15 protein-coding genes are annotated in these 17,338 nt (G+C 71.5%); 7 read left to right on the top strand and 8 right to left on the bottom strand.

Annotation, left to right across the window (positions count from 1 at the left end):
* Window positions 1-19: 19 nt before the first annotated feature.
* From ACWIHY_RS05060 to ACWIHY_RS05045, 4 genes are read right to left on the bottom strand one after another with little or no spacing between them, the layout of a single operon-like run.
* Window positions 20-715, bottom strand: coding sequence for a GTP-binding protein (locus ACWIHY_RS05060; RefSeq protein WP_454374202.1), 696 nt, complete (start codon window positions 713-715; stop codon window positions 20-22).
* A complete protein-coding gene (locus ACWIHY_RS05055; RefSeq protein WP_214971774.1) occupies window positions 696-1,103 on the bottom strand; it encodes a DUF742 domain-containing protein in 408 nt (135 codons plus the stop codon). The genes ACWIHY_RS05060 and ACWIHY_RS05055 overlap by 20 nt, the downstream gene beginning before the upstream one ends.
* Window positions 1,100-1,585, bottom strand: a complete 486-nt coding sequence (locus ACWIHY_RS05050) for a roadblock/LC7 domain-containing protein (RefSeq protein ID WP_454374201.1) — start codon at window positions 1,583-1,585, stop codon at window positions 1,100-1,102. Before ACWIHY_RS05050 ends, ACWIHY_RS05055 begins: the two co-directional genes overlap by 4 nt.
* Window positions 1,582-4,620, bottom strand: coding sequence for a sensor histidine kinase (locus ACWIHY_RS05045; protein WP_454374200.1), 3,039 nt, complete (start codon window positions 4,618-4,620; stop codon window positions 1,582-1,584). Before ACWIHY_RS05045 ends, ACWIHY_RS05050 begins: the two co-directional genes overlap by 4 nt.
* Window positions 4,621-4,999: 379 nt before the next feature.
* On the opposite strand from ACWIHY_RS05045, the gene ACWIHY_RS05040 reads away from it, so the two are divergent.
* Window positions 5,000-5,785 carry a hypothetical protein gene (locus tag ACWIHY_RS05040; RefSeq protein WP_454374199.1) on the top strand — a complete coding sequence of 262 codons (786 nt, stop codon included), beginning with the start codon at window positions 5,000-5,002 and terminating at the stop codon, window positions 5,783-5,785.
* Between the two features lie 147 nt (window positions 5,786-5,932).
* On the opposite strand, the gene ACWIHY_RS05035 is transcribed toward ACWIHY_RS05040, so the two are convergent.
* Window positions 5,933-6,427, bottom strand: coding sequence for a MarR family winged helix-turn-helix transcriptional regulator (locus ACWIHY_RS05035; protein ID WP_454374198.1), 495 nt, complete (start codon window positions 6,425-6,427; stop codon window positions 5,933-5,935).
* A gap of 224 nt (window positions 6,428-6,651) precedes the next feature.
* Between ACWIHY_RS05035 and ACWIHY_RS05030 the strand changes: the two genes are divergently transcribed.
* On the top strand, window positions 6,652-7,512 hold the full coding sequence (locus ACWIHY_RS05030; protein ID WP_454374197.1) for a lysozyme: 861 nt from the start codon (window positions 6,652-6,654) through the stop codon (window positions 7,510-7,512).
* A 196-nt stretch (window positions 7,513-7,708) separates the two neighbouring features.
* On the opposite strand, the gene ACWIHY_RS05025 is transcribed toward ACWIHY_RS05030, so the two are convergent.
* Together ACWIHY_RS05025 and lon are read right to left on the bottom strand one after the other, a co-directional pair.
* The gene (locus ACWIHY_RS05025) at window positions 7,709-8,251 is read right to left on the bottom strand and encodes an SAM-dependent methyltransferase (RefSeq protein WP_454374196.1); all 543 of its coding nucleotides are present in this window, start codon (window positions 8,249-8,251) and stop codon (window positions 7,709-7,711) included.
* Window positions 8,252-8,429: 178 nt separating this feature from the next.
* Entirely contained in the window at window positions 8,430-10,832 is a 2,403-nt protein-coding gene (lon, locus tag ACWIHY_RS05020) for an endopeptidase La (RefSeq protein WP_454374194.1), read from the bottom strand.
* Between the two features lie 162 nt (window positions 10,833-10,994).
* Between lon and ACWIHY_RS05015 the strand changes: the two genes are divergently transcribed.
* The 3 genes from ACWIHY_RS05015 (at window position 10,995) to ACWIHY_RS05005 (ending at window position 13,102) form a co-directional block, all read left to right on the top strand.
* Window positions 10,995-11,792: a GNAT family N-acetyltransferase gene (locus ACWIHY_RS05015; protein ID WP_454374193.1), complete on the top strand. Its 798-nt coding sequence runs from the start codon at window positions 10,995-10,997 to the stop codon at window positions 11,790-11,792.
* A gap of 528 nt (window positions 11,793-12,320) precedes the next feature.
* Window positions 12,321-12,470, top strand: a complete 150-nt coding sequence (locus ACWIHY_RS05010) for a hypothetical protein (protein WP_454374192.1) — start codon at window positions 12,321-12,323, stop codon at window positions 12,468-12,470.
* The gene (locus ACWIHY_RS05005; RefSeq protein ID WP_454374191.1) at window positions 12,467-13,102 is read left to right on the top strand and encodes a hypothetical protein; all 636 of its coding nucleotides are present in this window, start codon (window positions 12,467-12,469) and stop codon (window positions 13,100-13,102) included. Before ACWIHY_RS05010 ends, ACWIHY_RS05005 begins: the two co-directional genes overlap by 4 nt.
* Before the next feature lie 1,738 nt (window positions 13,103-14,840).
* Here the strand turns inward: ACWIHY_RS05005 and ACWIHY_RS05000 are convergent.
* Complete coding sequence (locus tag ACWIHY_RS05000) at window positions 14,841-15,347, bottom strand: MarR family transcriptional regulator (RefSeq protein WP_454374190.1); 507 nt, start codon at window positions 15,345-15,347, stop codon at window positions 14,841-14,843.
* A 243-nt stretch (window positions 15,348-15,590) separates the two neighbouring features.
* Between ACWIHY_RS05000 and ACWIHY_RS04995 the strand changes: the two genes are divergently transcribed.
* Together ACWIHY_RS04995 and ACWIHY_RS04990 are read left to right on the top strand one after the other, a co-directional pair.
* The gene (locus ACWIHY_RS04995; protein WP_454374189.1) at window positions 15,591-16,226 is read left to right on the top strand and encodes an RNA polymerase sigma factor; all 636 of its coding nucleotides are present in this window, start codon (window positions 15,591-15,593) and stop codon (window positions 16,224-16,226) included.
* An 86-nt stretch (window positions 16,227-16,312) separates the two neighbouring features.
* Window positions 16,313-17,308 carry a zf-HC2 domain-containing protein gene (locus ACWIHY_RS04990; protein ID WP_454374188.1) on the top strand — a complete coding sequence of 332 codons (996 nt, stop codon included), beginning with the start codon at window positions 16,313-16,315 and terminating at the stop codon, window positions 17,306-17,308.
* Window positions 17,309-17,338 lie beyond the last annotated feature (30 nt).

Here is a 17,338-nt window from a genome sequence, read left to right as displayed (position 1 = left end):
GGGGTACGGCGCTTCGGCGCTATTCGGGCGTGACGGCGAGCGCGTGGCCGACGAGGGCGAGCAGCGAGTCGACCACCGTGATCCGCTTGCGCGCGTCCATGATCACAACCGGTACGTGCGGCGGCACGGTCAGGGCTTCCCTGACATCCTCGGCCTCGTACGACGCCGTTCCCTCGAAGTGGTTGACGGCGACGATGTACGGCAGCCCGCAGCTCTCGAAGTAGTCGAGCGCGGGGAAGCAGTCGGACAGGCGGCGCGTGTCGGCCATGACGACCGCGCCGATCGCGCCGCGCACCAGGTCGTCCCACATGAACCAGAACCGCTGCTGACCGGGCGTTCCGAAGACGTACAGCACCAGGTCGTCGTCGAGGGTGACGCGGCCGAAGTCCATCGCGACCGTCGTGGTCGTCTTGTCCGGCGTCGCGGAGAGATCGTCGGTGTCCTCACTCGCGGCGGTCATCACCGCCTCGGTCTTGAGCGGGGTGATCTCGGAGACCGATCCGACGAACGTGGTCTTGCCGACACCGAAGCCGCCCGCGACCACGATCTTGGTGGCTATCGGGGCCCGGGTCCGGTCGGTCTGCCAGTCCCGTGCGCCCTCGTCCGCCTGCGGCGGCAGAGCCGTCGGGGGAGCCTGGGGCTGGGCCGGGACCGACAGCGTGTGGCTGGTGGCGCGGGCATGGAAGGTCTCGGTCTCAGAGACGACGGAGTCCACTCAGCACCCTTTCGAGCAGCGCGCGGTTCGGCTGGCCGGGCGCGTGCCCGGTCCCGTACACACGGATCTTTCCCTGGTCGGCCAAGTCGCTGAGCAGCACGCGGACCACGCCCAGCGGCATCTTCAGCAGTGCGGAGATCTCCGCGACCGTACGCATCCGGCGGCACAGCTCGACGATCGCCCGCATCTCCGGCATGACGCGCGTCTGGAGGCCGCCGTTGGTCAGCTCGCGCCGTTCCTCGGACGCTTCGATCGCCGCCACGAAGGTCTCGACGAGCAGGACGTGCGTGAAGCGGGTGCGACCGCCGGTGAGCGAGTACGGGCGTACGCGGGCGGGCCTGCGGCCGTCGCCCCGTACCGGAAGTTTGGCGGTGGTGGACGGCGTCACAGGGCGCTCTCCAACGATTTGCGCAGCTCACTGCGGAGTTCGGGGGTGAGGACGTGGCCGGCGCGGCCGACGAAGAGCGCCATGTGGTACGCCACGACGCTCATGTCGCAGTCCGGCGAGCCGTGCACGCCGAGCAGCGAGCCGTCGCTGATCGCCATGACGAAGACGCTGCCCGACTCCATCGCGATCATCGTCTGCTTGACGCCGCCGCCGTCCATCAGTTTCGCCGCGCCCTGGGTGAGGCTGGCGAGTCCCGAGACGATGGTCGCCAGGTCGGCGCTCGAACCTTTCGGACCGTCCTGGCGGACGGCGGGGGCGGCCGGTCCGACGTTCTGTTCCGGGTCGGAGGACAGGAGGAGTAGCCCGTCGGACGACACGACGGCCACCGAGAGGAGTCCCGGCACCTCGTCGACCAGATTGCTCAACAGCCAATGGAGATTACGGGCTTCGCTACTCAGCCCGAACGTGCTGGACGCAGTCAACTGCGTGCCTCCTCAACTGTGTCCCCCTTGGTTTCTGTCTCTTTGTCGCTGGCTTCGTTCGTACGGTCTCCGTGTCCTGAGATCTCTGCCTCGACATCGCGACGGCCCTTGATCGCGCCCTGGTGGAAGCCGCCGAGCCGACGCCGCAGGGCGTCCGCGTCGACGCTGCCGGAGCGCTCCTTGGGCTCGGCCGGGCCGGACTTGACGACCTTGGGGGTGCGCTTGGGCAGCCCCTTGTCGGTGACCGGCTCGACCTTTGTCCTGGCCGGGGCGGGTGCGGGGGCCGGGACGGGAGCGGTCGCCGCGGTGGCGTCGCCGGTGCCGGCGTCCACCTCCAAGTCCACCTCCGTGTCGGCGTCCATCTCGCCCTCGGGCGCGGCGGACTGCTTGGGCAGCCGCATCGTCCAGGTCGGTTCGTCGACCGGACCGTCGACCGGACCGTCGATCGGGGCCACGGTGTCCGCGTTCCCGTCGGCGGCGCGTTCATGTGTGTCGGGGCCGATGGCGTACGGGCCGGGAGCGGACGCGGCGTTGGCGGGCAGCTCGGTGCCGCCGTCGGCCGACTGTGTGATTTCGGACGATTCGGCGCCGCCGGCCGGCTCGGTCACGTCGGCAGTCGGCTCGGCATCTTCCGCCGGCTCGGCCTCGTCAGCCGGTGCCGCGTCCGCCACCGACTCGGTCGCGTCCTCCGTCGGCGCGGTGGCGGCCGGTGCCTCGGTGGCGGCCGGTGCCTCGGCGACCGTCTCCGCTTCCGACTGCTCCGCGTCCTCCAGGATCGTCCGCTCGGCCGCCTCCACCAGCGGGTCCTTCAGCCCCTCCCGCAGCGGGTCGCCGAGTACCGCACGCCCCTGCAGTGTGTTGGAGTTGGCCTCCGCGACCGATCCGGGCAGGTTCAGCGTGGGCGCGTCGCCGGCCACCGGCACAGCGGGCGGCGCCGCCATCGGCGGTGCGTCGGGCAGTAGGGCGTCGGGCAGTACGACGACCGCGGCCACGCCGCCCTGCTTCTGCTCGCGCAGCGTGACGCGGACGCCGTGGCGGGCCGCCAGCAGCGCCGCCACGTGCAGGCCGATGCCGCCGTCGGCGCCGTCTCCCGGCTCGTACGAACCGGGGTCGGCGAGGCGCTCGTTCAGGTCGGTGAGCCGGTCCGGCGCCACGCCGATGCCCGCGTCCTGGACGGAGAGCATGACCTCGCCGCTTTCCAGGAGCCATCCGGAGAGCTCGACCTTGGCGTCGGGCGGGGAGAACGAGGTGGCGTTCTCCAGGAGTTCCGCGAGCAGGTGGCTGAGGTCGTTGGCGGCGAAGCCCGCGATCTGGGCGTGCGGCGGGATCGACTGGATGGCCACCCGCTCGTACCGCTCGATCTCACTCACGGCGGCGCGCAGTACGTCGACGAGCGGCACCGGGCCCTGCTGCCCCTGCCCGTGCTCCGTACCGGCCAGGACGAGCAGGTTCTCGCCGTGGCGGCGCATCACGGTCGCCATGTGGTCGAGCTTGAAGAGCGTCGCCAGGCGCTCCGGGTCCTGCTCGCGCTCCTCCAGGCTCTCGATGACGCCGAGCTGGCGCTCGACGACGCCCAGGGTGCGCAGCGAGAGGTTGACGAAGGTGGAGTGGACGGTGTGACGCATCCGCTCCAACTGCGCCGCGGCCTCGGCGACCTGCTCCTGGAGTTCGGCGCGCTGGGTGGCGAGGGTCTCGCGCTGGCCGATCAGGTGCGTACGGTCACCGGCGAGCTTCTCCGCGCGGGCGCCAACCTCGCCGAGCCTGGCGTGCAGCGTGTTGAGGGAGCGTACGACCTGGGCGAACTCGTCGTTGCGGCCGTTGAAGCGGACCGGCTCGACCGCCTCGCCCCCGGGCTCCGGTTCGGCGGCCAGCCGCGCGGCGCCGAGGCGCAGCACGGCGAGCGGGCGGGTGAGCGTACGGGCGACGGCTGTGCTGACGCCGACGGCGACGAGCAGGCAGACACCGGCCAGGGCGATCCGGATCTCCAGCGCGGTGACGTCGTCGTCGCGCAGCTGGGAGAGCCGGTTGACCTGCGCCGAACCGAGGGAGGACTCGACGCCGCGCATGAGGTCGATACGGGCCGACAGGGCGGCCTCGGCCTTCGCGCGGTCGGTGGCGAGCTCGCCGTCGGAGAGCTGGGGCTGGTCGGTGAGGCGCGCGAGGAACTGCTCGGCGGTCTTGACCTCGGGGCCGGTGACGGTGGTCTTGAGGGACTCGCGGGCGGCGTGGCCGGCGGCCTGGTCGAAGTCGCCGAGGGCGGCGAGCTCGCGTACGCGCGACTGCTGGGCGGCGGCGCTGAGCGCGTTGCGGGTGCGCACGCTCTCGGAGTCCGGGTCCTCCTCGACGGGAACCAGGAGTCCGGTGACGGGGTCGACGCGGCTGCCGGTGTTCTCGCGCGGCACGGAGAGCGCGGCGAGCAGCAGCCCGCGGGTGGCGGCGGCCTGCTCGACGGCCTGCCCGAGCGAGGCGGGCGCGCGGGTGGCCTCGGCGGCTCGCGGGGGCGTCTTGTCGGCGAGCTCGTCGGCGAGGTCCTGGAGCTTCTCGATCGCGCCGGTGTACGCCTTGTGGGCCTCCAGCGCGGTGCCTTCGCCGGTGAGGGCGTCGCGGCGGATTCCGGGGATCCTGGCCAGGTCGCGGCGCAGGCCGGCCGGGGCCGCGAGCTCGATCTCGTCCATCTGCCGGTCGACGCGGGCGCTGCGGCTCTCGGAGAGGCCTTGGCTCTTGCCCTTACCACCGTCTCCGCTGCCTCCCGCGTTCCCGCCACCGCGTCCGGCCGCGATGAACGCGGTGACGTCGTCGCGTTCGTCGGCGAGGGAGTGGGCGAGCGTGACGGCCTGCCGGTTCAGTTCGGCGAGGGTTACCAGGCGCTGGGACTCGGAGAGTTCGGAAGAGGCGCTGAGGATGGCGGGCGTACCGGCGGCGAGGACGGTGACGCCGACGAGGGCCACGCCGGCGACCAGCCGACTGCGTACCCGTACGGTGCGTTCGGTCCGCTCGCCAATACCGCTGTCGCCACGAGGCCGCTTTTTCTGCACCGGTGCTCGCATTCTTGCTTGACTCGTCTGCTCACGTGGCCGAGGTGACGACTGTTCACACAAGAGCGCCCCCACCCCAGGAATGGCTTCGAACCATTCCAGTGCTTTTGGGAAGAAGGCTCGCATCACCGCGCTCCGCCACCTGAACGAGTGAACATCAATCGGGAGTTGGCGAACAACTCCCGAGGCGCTTCGCCTCACGAACGCACGGAGTGCCGGTTGGAACTTCAGCCCGGCCTTTGGCAGTATGCGCCCCCGCAGTTTCGCGGAGTGCCCCATTCCGCCCATAAACCCGCACCTCATCTGCTGGTACGGGCCAATTGGGCGCCACGGCAAAGCCGCCGGGCGGCACCGCGGCACCTCATGCAGACTTGGCCGCATGCGCTTCGAACTGGCCACGGCCCCCGGCGACCCCGAACGCCCCAACGAGGACTGGGCGTCCGTCGCCCTGCCTGCCGCCGGGCAGGGCGGGGCGCTGGTCCTGCTGGACGGCGTGACCCCTCCGGCGAGCGACTACGGGTGCGTTCACCCGGTCCCCTGGTTCACCGCGCGGCTCGGCGGCGCGCTGCTCGAATTGTCCGCTTCGCGGGGCGATTTGTCGCTCACCGAGATCCTCGCGGAGGCAATTCGCCGCACCGCCGACGCCCACCGCGACAGCTGTGACCTTTCTCACGTGCGCACGCCTCAGGCGACGGTGATCCTGGCGCGCTGGGGGGCGGAAGAGATCGAACACCTGGTGCTGTCGGACTCGGCGCTGCTGCTGGAGTGCCCGGACGGCACGGTGCGCCCCGTGCTCGACGACCGCCTCGACCGCGTCCCCCCGGAGATCCTGGCGTCGCTCACCGCGACCGATGCCCTGCGGAACACGGAGGGCGGCTTCTTCACGGCGGCCGCCGATCCGGCGGTGGCGGAGCGGGCGGTGACGGGGGTGACGGCCCGGGCGGAGGTACGGGCGCTTGCGGCGCTCAGCGACGGGGCGTCGCGGTGGGTGGACATGTTCGGGGAGGGGAACTGGGCGGAGTGCGTGGGCGTACTGCGCAAGGAAGGCGCGCAGGCCTTGATCGACCGCGTGCGGGCGCTGGAGGAGGGCGACACGGCGGCCTCGCCGCTGGTACGGCGGTGGAAGCGGCACGACGATGCGGCGGTGGTGTACGCGGAGCTGTGAGCGGTGCGGGATGGAGCCGTGAGTCCGTGGGCGGAGCCGTGAGTGGAATGGGGCTTCGCCCCGGGTCCCGCTCCCTCACGGGACGCACGCCCGAAGGCGGCCCGGGAAGCCCCGGGGCCGTGGACCTCCCCCTTCACCCACGCCCCCTCACCCCTCCGCCCGCGCATTCAACTGGTGCAGCAGCCGCGCCAGTTCCGCCACCTCCGCCCGGTCCCATCCCGCCAGCTTGCGTACGTACCGGGCTCGCCGCGCATCCCGTACCCGCCGGAAGCGGGCCCGCCCCTCCTCGGTGAGCGCGACCAGCGAGGCCCGGCCGTCGGCCGGGTCCGGCTCGCGGGTGACCAGGCCGAGGTCCTCGAGGGCCCGCAACTGCCGGCTCATCGTCGCCTTGCCCACGCCGAACCACGCGGCCAGGTCCGTGGCCCGCTGCCGGTCCGCCTCGTCGAGCCGTACGAGCAGCCCGTACGCCGCCGGCTCCAGCTCGGGGTGGACTTCGCGGGCCATGTCGCCGGAGGAAGCACGGGCCCGGCGCAGAAAGACGGCCAATTCGCGTTCCAGCGCGAGGAATTCGTGGTCCACACCACTCGCCTCCGACACGCGCCCCTCATCCGCTCTTCCGCTTCCGTGCACGTCAGAACTCATTTGCGCGCTTTCCTCACCCTGAAGTTTTCTTTCACCAGTGGCCATTGCCGCAGCTCTGTCAGTATTTCGCAGGAGTAGACCAACGGCGGTACCCAGCCCCCCTTCCTCAGCCCCGGTCTACGTGCGTAGCTTCCTTGATGACATGCCCACGCCAGTGGCCTTGTCGACAGGTCTCACCCGGGCCTGTTTCCGCATCCCCCACCGATGCCTTTCGGAGGCACGCAATGTCCGTGCACAGATCCGGAACGGCCCGCCGCCCGCACACCGCGGCGGCCGGGATTCTCTTCTCCGTCCTCTCCGCTCTCGCCCTCCTCCTCACCCTCCCCGGCGCGGCCACCGCCACCGACGCCCCAGCCACTACCGCCGCCGCCGAGAAGCCCGAGCGCGGTTCTGCCCACATGGGCATCGGGGTCGTCAAGCACGACGGCCAGGGCGGCCTGCCGCGCGACACCCGCGTCACGCAGACCGAAGGCGTGGACGTCAGCAGTCACCAGGGCAACGTCAATTGGTCCTCCCTGTGGACCAGCGGCGTCAAGTGGGCCTACGTGAAGGCCACCGAGGGGAACTACTACAAAAACCCGTACTTCGGGCAGCAGTACACCGGCTCGTACAACGTCGGCATGATCCGCGGCGCCTACCACTTCGCGACGCCCAACGACTCCAGCGGCGCCAACCAGGCCAACTACTTCGTCGACAACGGCGGCGGCTGGTCGCGCGACGGCAGGACGCTGCCGGGCGCGCTCGACATCGAGTGGAACCCGTACGGCGCGCAGTGCTACGGCAAGACGCAGAGCGGGATGGTCGCCTGGATCCGCGACTTCCTCACCACGTACAAGGCCCGCACCGGCCGCGACGCCGTCATCTACACGGCGACCAGCTGGTGGAAGGACTGCACCGGCAACTACGGCGGCTTCGGCTCCGTCAACCCGCTGTGGATCGCCCGCTACAACACGACCGTGGGCGAGCTTCCGGCCGGCTGGGGGGTACAGACCATGTGGCAGTACACCTCCACCGGACCCATCGTCGGCGACCACAACAAGTTCAACGGCGCCCTGGACCGCGTACAGGCCCTGGCCTACGGCTGACCGGCAGGCCGCTCCCGCGCCCGGTTCCCCGGTGAGCCCGGTCCCGCGTCCACCGGGGAACCTGGCGCGGTGGCGGAGCGCGTGCACCAGTGCCCTGGGGCCCCGGTGCCGCGAGTGCACCCGTGCCCTGAGTGAGTGCCCTGGGGCCCCGAGGCCCTGAGTGAGTAGTGCCCTGGTGCCGCGAGTGCGATTGCCCTCAGGCCCCGTCCCCCGGCAACCGGGCGACCGCCCCGACGACGCCCAGCAGGGACGAGCCGTCCGCCAGCGGATGCGTCGTCGCGGTGGCGATGAACCCCGCGTCGCTGAGGTGCGTGAGCAGCAGGCCCTTCACCTTGGCGACCTGCGCCGCGTCCGGGGGGTCGTAACAGAGCACCAGACTGCCCGTCGGCCGGAGCAGCCGGGCGACGGCCTCCAGCTCGCTGGTGGCCGGTCCGGTCCAGAAGACGTTGACGTCGACCGCGAGGATCTTGTCGAAGTGGCCGAGCGCGACGGGATCGGCGTCGGCCAGAGCCATGTGGATGAACCGGGCCCGGCCCGCGGCCACGGCCTCCGCGTTGCGCTCGCCGGCGGCCGCCACGGCCACGTCGGAGCGGTCCAGTGCCACGAGCTCGCCGCGCGGCAGGCTCTCCAGGATCAGCCCGGCGGCGGCACCGCGCCCGCAGCCGATCTCCAGTACGCGGTCGTCGGGGCGTATGTCGAGAAGACCGACGGCCACCGTGAGCCGCTCCGGTACGCCCATGCCGCCACCTCGCCCTCGCTGTAGCTCTCCCCCGCCGTTCCCGCCCTACCTCCGTTGTATCCGATTACCTGCCCTTTCGCGCGGAAGCCCCGCGCCGCGCCGGGCAGGCGGAGGCCCCCGCCCCCCTCGGACGAGAGGAACAGGGGGCCTGCCACGGCCGGGCCACCGGCGGCGTCCGTCACGCCGCCGCCGGCACCCGTACCTCTGCGCGAGCCAGCGCGATCTCCAGGACCTGACGGACGTCCGTGACCGGGTGGATCTCCAGCTTGTCGAGGATCTCCGCCGGTACGTCGTCCAGGTCGGCCTCGTTCCGCTTCGGGATCACGACCGTCGTCGTACCCGCCCGGTGCGCGGCAAGCAGCTTCTGCTTCAGACCGCCGATCGGCAGGACGCGCCCGGTCAGGGACACCTCGCCCGTCATGGCCACGTCCGTACGGACCAGCCGCCCGGACAGCAGCGACGCCAGGGCCGTCGTCATCGTGATGCCCGCACTCGGACCGTCCTTGGGCACCGCGCCCGCCGGGAAGTGGATGTGTACGCCCCGGTCCTTCAGGTCGGCGACCGGCAGCTCCAGTTCCGCGCCGTGCGAGCGGAGGAAGGAGAGCGCGATCTGGGCGGACTCCTTCATGACGTCACCGAGCTGGCCCGTGAGCGTCAGCCCCGCACCGCCCGTCTCCTCGTCCGCGAGCGACGCCTCGACGAAGAGCACGTCACCGCCCGCACCCGTGACCGCGAGCCCCGTGGCCACGCCCGGCACCGCCGTACGGCGCTCCGAGGGGTCCTGGGCCGACTCGGGCACGTGGTGTGGCCGGCCGATCAGGGTGCGGAGGTCACCGTCCGTGATCGTGAGCGGGAGCTTCTGCTCGCCGAGCTCGTGCCGGGCCGCCACCTTGCGCAGGAGGCGGGCCACCGAGCGCTCCAGGTTCCGTACGCCCGCCTCTCGGGTGTACTCGCCCGCCAGCTTGCGCAGCGCGGACTCGTCGAGGGTGACCTCGCCCGGCTCCAGGCCGGCCCGCTCCAGCTGGCGCGGCAGCAGGTGGTCACGGGCGATGACGACCTTCTCGTCCTCCGTGTAGCCGTCGAGCCTGACCAGCTCCATACGGTCGAGCAGCGCCTCCGGGATGGCTTCAAGGACGTTGGCGGTGGCGAGGAAGACCACGTCGGAGAGGTCGAGCTCGACCTCCAGGTAGTGGTCCCGGAACGTGTGGTTCTGCGCGGGGTCGAGCACTTCGAGCAGCGCCGCGGCCGGATCGCCTCGGAAGTCGGACCCCACCTTCTCGATCTCGTCGAGAAGGACGACGGGGTTCATCGACCCGGCTTCCTTGATGGCGCGCACGATCCGCCCCGGAAGAGCCCCGACGTACGTACGGCGGTGTCCGCGGATCTCCGCCTCGTCGCGTACGCCGCCGAGCGCGACCCGTACGAACTTGCGGCCCATCGCGTGCGCGACGGACTCGCCGAGCGACGTCTTACCGACGCCGGGCGGGCCGACGAGGGCCAGCACCGCGCCCCCGCGACGGCCGCCGACGACACCGAGACCGCGGTCGGCCCGGCGCTTGCGCACCGCGAGGTACTCGGTGATGCGCTCCTTCACGTCCTCCAGACCGGCGTGCTCGGCGTCCAGGACAGCCTTGGCGCCACGGATGTCGTACTGGTCCTCGGTCCGCTCGGACCACGGCAGCTCGAGGACGGTGTCCAGCCACGTCCGGATCCAGGACCCCTCGGGGGACTGGTCGGAGGACCGCTCCAGCTTGTCGACCTCCTTGAGGGCGGCCTCGCGCACCTTCTCGGGGAGGTCGGCGGCCTCGACGCGGGTGCGGTAGTCGTCGGACTCGTCCTCGCCGTCCTGGCCGTTGATCTCACGCAGTTCCTTGCGCACGGCGTCGAGCTGGCGGCGCAGCAGGAACTCACGCTGCTGCTTGTCGACACCTTCCTGCACGTCCTTGGCGATGGACTCGGCGACGTCCTGCTCGGCCAGGTGCTCGCTCAGCCACTTCACGGCGAGCTTGAGGCGGACCACCGGGTCGGCGGTCTCGAGCAGCTCGACCTTCTGGGTGGTGGTGAGGAACGGCGAGTAGCCGGAGTTGTCGGCGAGGGCGGAGACGCCGTCGATCTGCTGGACGCGGTCGACGACCTGCCAGGCGCCGCGCTTCTTCAGCCAGCTGGTGGCGAGTGCCTTGTACTCCTTGACCAGCTCGGTGACCGCCCCGGGAAGGGGGTCGGGCAGCGTCTCGTCGACACCGGCGCCCTCGACCCACAGCGCGGCACCGGGCCCGGTCGTCCCGGCACCGATCTGGACGCGGCTGCGGCCGCGGATCAGGGCGCCGGGGTCGCCGTCGGAGAGCCGCCCGACCTGCTCGACGGTGCCCAGCACGCCAGTCGCGGCGTACGTGCCGTCGATACGCGGAACGAGAAGCACCTGTGGCTTGTTGCCACTGGAACGGGCGGCGGCCTGCGCGGCCTCCACCGCGGCGCGTACGTCGGTATCGGAAAGGTCCAGGGGCACCACCATTCCCGGCAGCACGACCTCGTCGTCGAGCGGCAACACGGGCAGGGTGAGCGGGTTGGACGTCGATGCCATGATCTCCCCTTCGGCAGTGAACTTGAGCTATGCCGACTCAATGCTTGGGGCCTCCTGGATGTTCCCGGCCGGGTTCACGTTCGCTGTGAGCGATCAACGATCGCCGCGAACCGGGATGAGGTAATAACCTCTGGCGCAAGTCATCTATTACCTGGGGGCAGGATGCCGAACGACACGTCGTCCATGCGCAGCGCGTCAGTGAGCAGCACGTCGACGTGCAGCGGATCCTTCGATTCCACCGCCGACGCGATCCGCGCGTGGGTCGAGGGATGGGTCGTGTCGCGCGGTGCGGCGGACCCCGTGCAGCAGCCCTGGGGCCTCACGGTCGACGTGGGGCTCCCCCACCACGCCACCCGGCACGTGATGACCGACGCCGACGAGGAGACGGTCCGCAAGCTGGCCGAGGTGTACGCCGCGCCGGCCGTCTCGCTCAAGGTGTTCCTGGAGCCGGAGACCGTGGCGCCGTGGCTCGGCCCGGAATGGAAGTCCGACGGCCCGGGCTGGCTCATGACGACACGGCTGGGGCGCCGGTCTGGGCGGGGGTCGGAGTGGCCGCCGGACTGCGGGTCGGGGTGGGGGTCGGGACGGGTGTCGGGACGGGTGTCGGACTGGGTAGCCCCCGGAGCCCCCGAGGGCTACTCGCTCAAGTCCTGGCGGAGGGGCGGCGTGACCCGCCTCCTCGTCCTCGCCCCCGACGGCGGATTCGCGGCGCGCGGCCAGGTCTCCCCGACCGGCAGGACCGCAGTGGTGGACCAGGTGGAGACGGCCCCGGCGCACCGGCGCAGGGGCTTGGGGGCTCTGGTGATGCGCACGCTCCAGGAGGCGGCGTACGAACAGGGCGCCTCGGTGGGGGTGCTGGGCGCGACGACGGAGGGACGGGGGCTGTACGAGTCGCTGGGGTGGCAGGTGTACGCCCCGTTGGTCGGCGTAACGTACGCGGCCCACGCGCGTCAGGGGTGAGCCAGAGGGAGGTCGCGAGCCAGTACGCAACCGGCCTGTCCGGCGGCAGCCGCGCCGCTCACCCCGGCGGACTCAGGAACGAGTGGGAGCTGAGCCTCTCCGGTGGGGCGTAGCGCACGGCCGCGGCGGCCGAGCAGTACGCGTACAGCGCGCGCAACGTGGCTCGGCCACCCCGACGGGGGAGCCCCGCGTTCCGGTTCCTGCACGTGCGCTTGCGGGCGGAGGTGCACGCCCGGGCGACATAGCGCCACCCGGACAGTCACTTCGGGCCGGAGGGCGTGGGCGCTTCGGGCCGGAGGGCGTGGGCGCGATCGACGCGTTCGGGCCCGTACCCACGGCTTGGCCGACGACCGGCGCAACGATTCTCCCGATCGTTGATTCCCTGCCTGGCGCGCCCGTTCAGGGCCGCGCGCTCGCGGCACGTACATCGAGGCGCAGGTGCACGGCGACAGGCGACATCGAATCGGCGCGCGACGCGGCCGTTGGCGGCAAGGGTCTGCCGTTCGTACGCCCGAGAGGGCATGCTCAATGCCGAGGTACTCGGCCACGCGGCGGCTTCCGTCGTACGGGAGCCGGAGGGCCTGGACGGAGTGGGGTACGCAAGAGGAGGTGCTCCAGTACGTCAAGCAGCTGTGGCAGGTACTGGTGCGGTACGGAGGGGAGCTGGGCGACGCATGAGACGCGGCGGAATCGCCGGGGCGGTGGCCGGCGGGGCACTGGTGGCGGGGCTGCTGGTGACGGGATGCGGGGGCGGAGGGGCTACGCCGACGCCGGAGGACACGAGGCGGGCCGACTCGGCGCTGTCGAAGTCGCCGACTGGGGCAACGGGCACGAAGGAACCAGGGCTGCCGACGGGTTCGAAGGAGTCGAAGGGGTCGAAGGGGTCGAGGAAGCCGACGGACCTGGCGGACCCGACGAACCGAGTGGACCCGACGAACCCCCCGACGAAACCGGCGGACCCGACGAACCCGACGAACCCGGCCGACCAGCGGCTCGTGACGGCCACCGTGAGCGGGGGAATCGACGGCCGGCACGAGAGCGTGCTGGTCAGCGCGGACGGTTCGTACACGACGATGTCGGGCGCCAAGCAGGTGGCCGAGGGCAAAATGAAGCCCGCCGAACTCACCCGACTCCGCAAGGCCCTGGCCGAGTCCGACTTCCCGAACCTGCCCCGCCTCAACATGAGCAGCCAGCCGATACCGGACGGCCTCACCACCGCTGTCGTCCACCAGGGCCACGAGGTGGTGACGGACGGTTCAAGACCGGTGCCCGCCCTGGACAGAATCATCGCCGCCCTACCCCTGCCGTAGGGCCTCCTGCGATCGACAGGGGCCAGCGACTGCGACCGGCACTGACGCCTGTGAACCACGCGTTGCTGCTGGGGGTTTCGGGTCGTCCCTGGGCGCTCGAGTGTCGGTGGGCCGGGGTGGCGCGTCAAGGGCGCTCCTGCGTCGCGTCGCTGCGCGATGGGCCTGCGGCCCACCCTTGACCCACCACCCCGGCCCACCGCTAACGCTTATACGGGGACGGCCCAAAGAAAAACGCCCTGCACGGCAGGTGGGGGAGCGGCTCGGGTGGGATTGGTGACTGTCGGGTGTGTGGGTGGGGCGCACTCTCCTTCGGGAGCGGCTCGGCCCCTGGCTCGGCGGGTGCGGCGACGGTTGTTGGTGCGGCATCGGCATTCCTCCGCACACGCGCACCCTGGCCGGTGGGCGGCTGACTGGGCAGGCTGACCTGCGGACTCATGGCGATGCGGGTGGTGCGCGGCAGTTGAATGGGGGGACTCGTGCCGGTTCGGCGTCCGCCCCCGCCGGTGGCCGGTCGGGCCACAAGCACGTGGCCGGGCTTGGTGGGTGGAAGGGAGCCCGGGGGCTTTGTGGTCCTGCCGACGGCTCGGACCGATGTGATCCGACCGGACGGCTTCCGGATGGTGGGGCTTTCGGCGGCCTCGGTGGGCCCGGTGGGGCCGGTGGGGTGGTTGGAGGTGCCCGTCCCCGGCGGATGCGACGAACCCGGCAGAAGACGAACAAGCACGCCCACTTTGCCCCTTTTTCGGCGCATCGGAAGGCTGCGAGGGCGCGTCACGTGCCGGGTTAGTCGCATAGCAACCACTCGGCGTGGGCTTGGCGTGAACCGGACCCGACATGTGATGCCTGCCGACACCACACCAGCCCCACCGGCCCCTCCGCGCTCGACAAGCTGGCGGGAAGGGTGAGTTGGCGTGGCCTGGCAGGGCCCACTGTCGCCGTTGGTGCGCCTCGGTCGCTCCCGCACCCGGGTCCGGGACGTCGGAATGCGACTAACCCGGCACTCGGTGATCCGTAACGGCCCTCCAGCCCCACCAACCACAGCCGTATCGATTCCTGCCACCGCGGGAGTGTTTCCACCCACGGCAGCCGCAAGAGACCCGTGCGGACAACCAAGTGGCGTGACTGGTGTGAGTCGTGTGGCCTACGAGACGACGGCGCTGCGCCCTGCAGCCGACCGCGCATCCGTACGGTGATCCCCGCCGTGCGGAATCGGTGCCTCACCCCCCACCCACACCAGCAACCAGCTTGCAGCCCAACCGACCACCCGTCGGGGTGGACGCTGTGCCCACCCGAGTCGCCCCATTCAACTCTCGCGCTCTACCCGCACACCGGCCGCTCGCAGGTCGGCCCACCCACCCAGGCCGTCCACCGGCCCGGGTGCGCGTGTGCGGAGGAATGGGGGTCTCGCACCAACGACCGTTCCCGCACCCGCTGAGCCAGGGGCCGAGCCGCCCCCGAAACAGAGCGCGCCCCACTCACCGAGCCCGCCACCCGGCAACGCACCAGCAACCACTCCCCGAGCCTGACCCGTGGGCTCCCCCCGGGGCCGCCCCCCTCAAGCATTGCGGCGGAGGTTCGGCGGTCAAGGGTGGAGCGAAGCGCAATCGCCGCAGGCGACGCGACGTAGGAGCGCCCTTGAGGGCCGGGCCTCCGACGCCACCCTTAGCCAAGGCGGCCCCCACCCCAGAAGCAACCGCAGCCCCAGGACCATCGAAGCCCCCCATACATCCCCGGCCTGTCAGCCCGACCTCCCCTCACCCACATTCCGCATCATTCGGCGCAGCACCCTTACCGTCGTGGCGTAGTCCGCATCGTCGATGCCTGTATGGATTCTGGCGCGCAAGGCCGGTACGTGCTCCTTGACCCGGGCGTGGGCCACCTCGCCCGCCTCGGTGATCGTCAGGCGGCTGGTCGCGTCCCGGGTGAGCAGGCCGCGTACGACCATGTCCTCGGTATCCGTTGCGAGGTCGTCCTGTGGCGCGAGGTACTCCCGCATCGATTCGTTCAGTTCCTCAACCGTCCGGCCCGTACCGTCCTCGGACAGGTCATTGACCGAAAGGTGGCGCAGCGTCCAGTACTGGGGCTGAGATAGGCCCAGCTCCGCCAGCTCACCTCGTATGAAAGCCAGCACCTCCTCGTGCGCCACATGTGTCCAGTAGGCGATCGGCTGCTGAGCCAGTTCGGCCTCGGAAAGCGTCTCCGAAAGCCCCTCGGAAGGTGCCCTTACTGGTGCCTTGGAAGTCATAGCCGCATCCTCAGGTCGATGTGGTGTCGGTGTCGGTGTGGTGTCGGAACGGACAGGGCCGAAGCCGAAGCCGAAGCCGAAGCCGAAGCCGAAGCTACGACCTCAACTCCGCTTGAGGTCAATGACCGTCACCGCCCCACCCCCACCTCGCACGCCCCACCCCCACCTCGCACCCCCACCGCAACGCCTCCCCACCCGTGAACCATTCGCGCCACCCCCAGCGATAAAGAGAACGTGAGACTGATGCGCCCTTCGGGGGGAGACCGGAACGACGGCGACGACGCAGCCCTCCTGTGTGCCGTGGCCCAGGGTGACTCGCACGCGCTGGCCACGCTCTACGACCGGCACGCGGGGTGGCTCCACGCCCGGCTGACCCGACGCTGTTCGGACCCCGAGACCGTACGAGAAGTCCTCCAGGACACCTTCGTCACGGCCTGGCGGTCCGCCGGATCGCACCGGGGCCGGGAAGCCGGCGGGTGGCTGTGGGTGATCGCCGCGCGTCGTCTGGTCGATGCCCGGCGGGCTCAGGTGCGCGCGGAACGGGCCGACCGCGCCGAGTTCCCGCCTGCCGTGGCCGCACCTTCGGCCGAGGAACGGGTCCTGGCCGGACTGGAGTACGGGGACGTCGGCACCGCACTCGGCCGGATCTCCCCCGAACTGCGCGACGTCCTGCGCGCAACGGTCGTCGACGGGCTGACCACCCGCGAGACCGCCCGCCTCCTCAACCTGCCGGAGGGGACGGTGAAGACCCGGGCGATGCGCGCCCGGCGCGAGCTGCGCGAGGCGTTGGCGGACCTGGCCGCCGTCGCGGCGAGGGCAGCAAAGGTCGATGTGACCGAAGTGGTCTGCGGTGAAGAGCCGTTGGGAGGCACAGCATGACGGCACAACGGCGGACGCCGAAGCGCGACGCACGAAGGGCGGCAGGGAATCCTGTGCGGCACTCGGCGTGGCAGGCGGCTTGGCACGTGGACGACGCCCTCGCCGAGCGGTACGCCGATGGAATCGTCGCCGAGACCGACGCGTGGTCCCTCGAAAAGCACGTCGAGACCTGCGGGCAGTGCGCCCGCCGGGTGTCCGCAGCGGTACGGGCAAGCTCGGCCGGCCCCTCGCTGGCGTCCGTCCGGGAGGCAGTACTCGCCGCTGCCACGCCGATGGCGCAGAGGGGTGAGTCTGCCCAGAGGGCAGAGATTACCCAGCGGCCGGATGCGGCCCAGAGGGCAGAGATTACCCACCGGGAGGACACTGCCCACCAGGCGGATACGGCCCAGCAGGCGCAGAAGGTGCCGACAGCACCCGCCAGGCCCGCGCGAAGCGTCGGGGGGCGCTTCGCGCCGGGCGTGTGGGGGGCCGGGCCCGCCTTGCGGGGGGCCTGGGTGGTGGCCGTCGTCCTCGTCGCGGCCGGGGCTGTCGGGCTGGCGTACGGCGCCGGGTTCGGCGGGGCCCGACCGCTGCTCCTCGCGCTGGCGCCGCTGCTGCCGCTGGCCGGGGTCGCCGTCTCGTACGGCAGGCATGCCGATCCGATGTACGAGATCAGCGCCTCCACTCCGTCCGGCGGCCTGCGGCTCCTCCTGATCCGGACAGCCGCCGTGCTCGGCGTCAGCCTCCCGGTGCTGACCGCGGCCGGGGCCGTCCTGCCCACCGACCACGGCGTTCCCGGGGCGGCCGCCTGGCTCCTTCCTGGGCTCGCACTGACCCTCGGCGCACTGGTGCTCGGGTCGTACGTCGGGTGCCGGGCCGCCACCGGAGTCGTCAGCGGCGCGTGGATGCTGGCCGTCGCGCTGCCCGTGGTGACCGCGCCGGGGGGCAGCGGCTTCTGGCTGCCGGGCGACCTGGGGGCCCTTCCCCTCGCGCCCTACTTCGACGGGCCTCTGGCCCAGGGCTGCTGGGCCGCCGCCGCCGCTCTCTGCGCGGGGCTGCTCGCCCTGCGCCGTACCGCCTTCGACCGACTGGAGTTCTCTTGAGCGCCACCGCCTCGCCCAGCACCGTCCCGA

The organism is Streptomyces sp. NPDC055287 (assembly GCF_053646035.1).
Note: the sequence above shows the minus strand (reverse complement) of the source record. Positions and strands in the feature narration are given on the sequence as shown.

What these genes read in the sequence shown, in the direction of transcription:
- ACWIHY_RS05040 (WP_454374199.1), top strand. Translation starts at nt 5,000, where the DNA reads ATGCGCTTCGAACTGGCCACGGCCCCCGGCGACCCCGAACGCCCCAAC.
- ACWIHY_RS05035 (WP_454374198.1), bottom strand. Translation starts at nt 6,427, where the DNA reads ATGAGTTCTGACGTGCACGGAAGCGGAAGAGCGGATGAGGGGCGCGTG.
- ACWIHY_RS05030 (WP_454374197.1), top strand. Translation starts at nt 6,652, where the DNA reads ATGTCCGTGCACAGATCCGGAACGGCCCGCCGCCCGCACACCGCGGCG.
- ACWIHY_RS05025 (WP_454374196.1), bottom strand. Translation starts at nt 8,251, where the DNA reads ATGGGCGTACCGGAGCGGCTCACGGTGGCCGTCGGTCTTCTCGACATA.
- lon (WP_454374194.1), bottom strand. Translation starts at nt 10,832, where the DNA reads ATGGCATCGACGTCCAACCCGCTCACCCTGCCCGTGTTGCCGCTCGAC.
- ACWIHY_RS05015 (WP_454374193.1), top strand. Translation starts at nt 10,995, where the DNA reads ATGCCGAACGACACGTCGTCCATGCGCAGCGCGTCAGTGAGCAGCACG.
- ACWIHY_RS05010 (WP_454374192.1), top strand. Translation starts at nt 12,321, where the DNA reads ATGCCGAGGTACTCGGCCACGCGGCGGCTTCCGTCGTACGGGAGCCGG.
- ACWIHY_RS05005 (WP_454374191.1), top strand. Translation starts at nt 12,467, where the DNA reads ATGAGACGCGGCGGAATCGCCGGGGCGGTGGCCGGCGGGGCACTGGTG.
- ACWIHY_RS05000 (WP_454374190.1), bottom strand. Translation starts at nt 15,347, where the DNA reads ATGACTTCCAAGGCACCAGTAAGGGCACCTTCCGAGGGGCTTTCGGAG.
- ACWIHY_RS04995 (WP_454374189.1), top strand. Translation starts at nt 15,591, where the DNA reads ATGCGCCCTTCGGGGGGAGACCGGAACGACGGCGACGACGCAGCCCTC.